Raw genomic sequence first — 5,504 nt, 5'->3', positions numbered from 1 at the left:
TTCCGGGCCTGCGGGGCACGACCACCAGCCGCCCGCAATCCCGCCGCACCCACCCGCCGCGCCCGCCACCTGGGCACCATCACTCCGCGGAGTGGATCCGCACGCCCCCGACGCGCCCATCGGCTCGCCCGACGAGCGCCGTTCCACGCCCATTCACGCCTGCCCGGCACGCCCGACCCATTCCGTGATTTCGCCACCGCCCCGCCACCGCCCGCTTCCGTCGTATCGTCGGTAAGGTGGCCGTGACCTGCGGATTCGGTGAACTGCCGGGCGCCGATGGCTGGTTGACGTGATACGTGCGGGTTGTCCGATCCGAATCGCGGTTTTCTTTGCCAAGCGATCCGCCCGGAAGGCGCTCGGATTCGGTAACTTCCAAGTGGTTCACCGATCTTGCTGCGGTTCCTACCGGATCGCGGACGTTCGGCGACCGATAATCGCAGTTCGGGCCCGTTTCCAGGGTGTATTCGATCACGGTGCTCTCGGCAGCCCGACCGACCGGAGGGGGAGACGTGGCCACCACCGTGTCCAGAACGCGCTCGACTGTGCGACTCGTGTCGAAACCGCAGACCGTCTCCGCCGCCCGCGCGCATGTGCGGCGTTTCTGCGAGCGGGTCGGCTTCGAATCCGACGACCCGGTCCGCGTCACCTCCGAGCTGGCCTCGAACGCCGTCGAACACGCCGGCGACTACGGCGACTACGAGGTCTCCGCGTCGTTGCACGGCCGGGTGTTGTGGGTGGAGGTACTCGACTGTCTGCCGTGCTCGTTGCCCTCTCCCGTCGAGGTACTGGAGGACGCCGAGGCCGGCCGCGGCCTGCTCGTGGTCGCCGCGCTCACCCAGCGGTTCAAGGTGGAGCTGCGCAGCAGTGGCCGCAAGGCGGTGTGTGCCGGCTTCGAGGAGGACTGAGCGCTCCCGATACGGTCGGACGCGTACCGGCGCACAGCGCCCATCGACGTGTCGTGACGCGGGAGGACGGGGCTCGGATGGTGTTCGGCAGGCGCAGGGGGCAACCCGATGCGGTGCGACCCCCGACGACACCGGGTGACGCGATACCCGACGCGGACGCGCCGACGAGCGTCGACCCGACCGACTGGCGGAGCGTGAGCGCGTTCACCTACGGCCCGCTCGCCTCGTCCCCCGCACGCGCCGCCGCGAAGTCCGCGCTCGATACGAAGGTCGGCATCCGCGTCCTCCGGGGCGGTGGGTCGGGCGCCTTCTTCACCCCGTGCGCGTTCGCCGGCGACGACCGCCGCTCGCTCCACCTGCCGGACGGCGACCTGCTCTGCACTGTGGACGCCGCCGAGACGATCGACGGCGTACGCCACGACCGGGTCCGGGCCGCCGACGGCGAACCGGTCGGCACCATTCGCCGGATCCCGCCCGCCCGTCGGCCGCTCAAGCACACGTGGCGCATCGACCAACCCGGCCGGCCCGAGATCGTCGGCCGCAACCTCTTCACCACGAGCGATCCACGCAGGTTGGCCGCGCACACGGCGGACACCGCGCTCAGCCTCACCTTCGACACCCTGCTCTCCGGCCCCGACGGTTCACTCGGCCCGGTCCGCCCACGTGTCCTGGGCTGGAAGGCCGACGGCGAACTCGTGATGACCACGGACGGCCGCCGGCTACCGGTCCGTGTCCTGGTCCCCTGGGTGGACCGTCGCCTGGCCTTCGCCTTCGCCATGCTCGGCGACGAGTGAGAGCGGCGGAGGGCGATCCGCGCATCCGAGTCCGGCGGACGCCCCGACGCCCGAGCTCGCCGCAGGCGGATACGCGGCGAGCCCGGGCGTCGGACCGGCGGAAGGGGTTCGGGTCGAGCGGTGCCGACGGCCGAAGGCGGGTGGGCGGTTATTCGGTCGCGCCCGCCGTCGGCTCCAGCACGCCGAAGATCACCAGGCCCAGGACGACCAGGCCCAGCGCCACCCGGTAGGCGACGAACACCGTGAAGCTGTGCGTGCTGATGTACTTCAGGAACCACGCGATCGCCGCGTAGCCGACCACGAACGCGACCACGGTGGCCAGGATCGTCGGCCCCCACGCCGGTGCCGGACCCTCGCCGATCTTGAACAACTCCAGGCCACCCGAGGCCAGCACGGCCGGAATGGCCAGCAGGAACGAGTAGCGCGCCGCAACCTCGCGCCGGTAGCCCATCAGCAGACCCGCCGTGACCGTACCGCCCGAACGCGAGACGCCGGGGATGAGCGCGAGCGACTGTGCGAAGCCGTAGATCAACGACTCCTTGCCGTTGAGCTTGTCCATCCCCCGGTTGTTCAGCGCCATCCGGTCCGCGACCAGCAGGATCAGACCGAACACGATCAGCGTCGTGCCGATCAGCCGCAGGTCGCGGAACGTGGTCTCGATGGTGTCCTGGAACACCAGGCCCAGGACCCCGATCGGCAACGTGCCGACGATGATGTACCAGCCCATGCGCGCGTCGAGTTCACCGCGCAGGGACGGGGTGTACAGCGACTTCACCCAGGTGCCGATGATGTTGCCGATGTCCTTGCGGAAATAGATCAGGACGGCGGTCTCCGTCCCGATCTGGGTCACGGCGGTGAACGCCGAGCCCGGGTCCTCCCAGCCGGCGAACGCCGACACGATGCGCAGATGCGCGCTGGAGGAGATCGGCAGGAACTCGGTGAGCCCCTGGACCAAGCCGAGTACAACGGCCTCGAACCAACCGATCACCGGACGACTCCGAGGGACGAAAGAGGGATGCGGATCATGCCGGCAACGGTAGCGGCGGTCCACGGTGCGTCAGGTGGACATCACATGGCCGAAGTTGGACGGAACGGTAACGGCCGAACCGCCGATACGAATCCCCTGCCTGGTGGGCCGGGTGCGCCCCGCCGGCGCGTCACCGCGTACCGGCTCGTCGCCCGACGCCGGGCGCCGGCCCGCGCGCCGCTCGTCGATAACGTCGGCCCGGTGCCGCGCCGGCCGGAGGGCGAGCATCGGCCCCGAGGCGCGTGATGCCCGGCGGTGGGCAGGGGTGGCGGGCACGGATGGTGGGCGCTGATAAGGGTTTGCCCGGGAGTGGGTGCGATCGAAATCCTGGCGGCATGAGCGATCAGGGCGCTGTCGAGACCCCGTCCACCCCGCCGACCGCGTCGTCGCCTCCCGAGGCCGCCGGCGTCCGGATGGCCTGGGAGGCCGCGCCGGCCGGACTGCGGGCCGCCGTCGAGGCACGGCTCGGCGCCCCGGTCACCCGCGCCGTGACCCAGCGCGGCGGATTCTCCCCCGGCGTCGCCGCCCGCGTCGAACTCGCGGACGGCCGGCGCGCGTTCGTCAAGGCCGTCGGGGCCGAGGCCAACCCCGACGCCCCCGATCTGCACCGCGCCGAGGCCCGGATCACCGCCGCGCTGCCGGCCGCCGTCCCCGTACCGCGCCTGCTCGCCGAGGTCGACCTGGACGGCTGGGTCGCGTTGGCGTTCGAGGACGTCGACGGGCACACCCCGGCCCAGCCGTGGCGCCCCGAGGACCTCGAACGTGTCCTGACCGCCCAGCGCGAACTCACCGCCGCGCTGGATCCGTCCCCCGTCGAGGTACCCCCGGTGGTCGACGCGTTCGGCCGCACCTTCGGCGCCTGGACACGCGGCGTGGACCCCGAGTCGTTCGGGCCGTGGACGCGTGCCCACCTGGACCGGCTCGCCGCGCACGAGGCGCACTGGCCGAGCGCCGCCGAGGGAACCGCGCTCGTGCACTGCGACCTGCGGGCGGACAACATTCTGCTCACCCCGGACCGGGTGGTGTTCGTCGATTGGCCGTGGGCGGTCCGCGGCGCCGCGTGGTTCGACGTGGTCCTGATGGCGCCGAGCGTGATCATGCACAACGGCGAGCCGGCCGTCGACCTGATCGAGGCCCACCTGGCGGCCCGAGGGGTGGACCCGGACCGGATCACCGCCGTACTGGCCGCCGCCGCCGGATTCTTCGCCGCGAGCTGCCTGCGGCCCGCCCCGCCCGGGCTGCCGACGCTGCGCCCGTTCCAACGGGCCCAGGCACACGGTGCACTGCTGTGGTTGCGGCGACGTCTGAGGTGAGCGGTGTCGGACGGGCGGTGTTGGGTAGCTTGCTCACGACGATCGGCGGGTGGGAGGGACGAGCATGGGTGTCGACTATGCGGACGGCGTGCTCCGGGTGGAGCGGACCTGGCCGCCACCGGGCGTGCGCCTGCTCGGCGAGGTCGACCTGGACAACTGTGCGCACGTGCGTTCGGCCCTGGTCGAGCAGACCGCCGGCGGCACCGGTGACCTCTACGTGGACGTGTCGTCGCTGCGCTTCATCGACGTCGCCGGCATACGTACGTTGGTCGAGGCCGCGGTGCGGATCCAGCCGGGGAGGCGCCTGGTCGTGCATCGTGCGTCCGAGGAACTGTGTGTGCTCGTTCGGCTCGCCGGATGGGACCGGGTCCCGGGTTTGGTATTGGAGAAGGTGAAGACCCGATGACGACGGCGACGATGTTCCGGCACGACGCCTTGCTCTACGCGGGCATCGAAGAGTTCGTCGAGCGCACCGCCGACTTCGTCCGGGCCGGCCTGGCCGCCGACGAGGCGGTCGGCGTCGCGGTGATCGAACCGCGAGCCGGCGCGCTGCGCGACGAACTGGGCGCGGACGCCGACCGGGTGGCCTGGATCGACATGGAGCGGGTGGGCCGCAATCCGGCCCGGATCATCCCGGTCTGGCAGGACTGGACGGAGCGCAACGGGGCCCGCGTGTTCCGCGGCATCGGCGAGCCGATCTGGGCCGGCCGGTCCGCCCAGGAGATCGTCGAGTGCCGACACCACGAGGCGCTGCTCAACCTCGCGTTCGACGACCTGGCCTGGCAGCTCCTGTGTCCGTACGACGTCTCCGCACTCGACCGGGAAGTGATCGACGGCGTACGGCAGTCGCATCCGCGGGTGCTGACCGGTGCGGTCGAGCGGGACGGGATACAGCTCGCCGCGACGGACTTCGCCGCGACCCTGGTCGGCCCGGAGCTGCCGGCGGTGCCCCGGCACGCCGACCGCCTGGCGTTCCGCTCCGGCGAACTGGCCGAGGTGCGCTCGCTGGTCCGCCGCGCCATGGCCGACGCGTCGCGGGCGCAGGTCAACCACGCGATCCTGGCGGTGAGCGAGATCGCGGGCAACAGCATCGTGCACGGCGGTGGCCGCGGCACGGTCGCGGTCTGGACCGAGGGCGCCTCGTTCGTCTGCGAGATCCGCGACGCCGGCCACATCGTCGATCCGCTCGCCGGCCGCCACCGCCCCACGCCCGAGCAGGACGGCGGCCGCGGGTTGTGGATGGCCAACCAGATCTGCGACCTCGTGCAAATCCGCTCGACGGAGGCAACGGGCACGACGGTCCGGTTGCGGCTGGCGCGCTAGGCGTCCGGCCCCGGCTGGTCTCGGTGGGAGCGGCGGGGAGGCGCCTCGCCCGCCGGATCGCGACGAACCGAGGGCGGGGGCGCCGCGCACGCCCCCGGCGCCCCCCCCCGGGGGGGCGCCCCCGCGACCCGCGCGATCCGGG

At 72.2% G+C, this 5,504-nt stretch carries 6 protein-coding genes; 5 read left to right on the top strand and 1 reads right to left on the bottom strand.

What is annotated here, in order from left to right:
* The first annotated feature begins 551 nt into the window (after positions 1–551).
* Together ACFXMF_RS46490 and ACFXMF_RS46485 are read left to right on the top strand one after the other, a co-directional pair.
* Positions 552–905 carry an ATP-binding protein gene (locus tag ACFXMF_RS46490; protein ID WP_355529903.1) on the top strand — a complete coding sequence of 118 codons (354 nt, stop codon included), beginning with the start codon at positions 552–554 and terminating at the stop codon, positions 903–905.
* A gap of 77 nt (positions 906–982) precedes the next feature.
* A complete protein-coding gene (locus ACFXMF_RS46485; RefSeq protein WP_380021269.1) occupies positions 983–1,699 on the top strand; it encodes a hypothetical protein in 717 nt (238 codons plus the stop codon).
* A gap of 148 nt (positions 1,700–1,847) precedes the next feature.
* Here ACFXMF_RS46485 and ACFXMF_RS46480 read toward each other — a convergent pair whose 3' ends face one another.
* Positions 1,848–2,684, bottom strand: coding sequence for an undecaprenyl-diphosphate phosphatase (locus ACFXMF_RS46480; protein ID WP_360315634.1), 837 nt, complete (start codon positions 2,682–2,684; stop codon positions 1,848–1,850).
* A 377-nt stretch (positions 2,685–3,061) separates the two neighbouring features.
* On the opposite strand from ACFXMF_RS46480, the gene ACFXMF_RS46475 reads away from it, so the two are divergent.
* From ACFXMF_RS46475 to ACFXMF_RS46465, 3 genes are all read left to right on the top strand, one after another.
* On the top strand, positions 3,062–4,039 hold the full coding sequence (locus tag ACFXMF_RS46475) for an aminoglycoside phosphotransferase family protein (RefSeq protein ID WP_360315491.1): 978 nt from the start codon (positions 3,062–3,064) through the stop codon (positions 4,037–4,039).
* Between the two features lie 64 nt (positions 4,040–4,103).
* Entirely contained in the window at positions 4,104–4,445 is a 342-nt protein-coding gene (locus tag ACFXMF_RS46470; RefSeq protein WP_360315489.1) for an STAS domain-containing protein, read from the top strand.
* Positions 4,442–5,362 carry an anti-sigma factor RsbA family regulatory protein gene (locus ACFXMF_RS46465; RefSeq protein WP_379992719.1) on the top strand — a complete coding sequence of 307 codons (921 nt, stop codon included), beginning with the start codon at positions 4,442–4,444 and terminating at the stop codon, positions 5,360–5,362. Before ACFXMF_RS46470 ends, ACFXMF_RS46465 begins: the two co-directional genes overlap by 4 nt.
* The last annotated feature ends 142 nt before the right edge of the window (positions 5,363–5,504 follow it).

Origin of the sequence: Embleya sp. NPDC059213, assembly GCF_042754445.1 — a bacterium.
Classification (GTDB): domain Bacteria; phylum Actinomycetota; class Actinomycetes; order Streptomycetales; family Streptomycetaceae; genus Embleya.
This window is presented reverse-complemented; position numbering and strand designations above follow the sequence as displayed.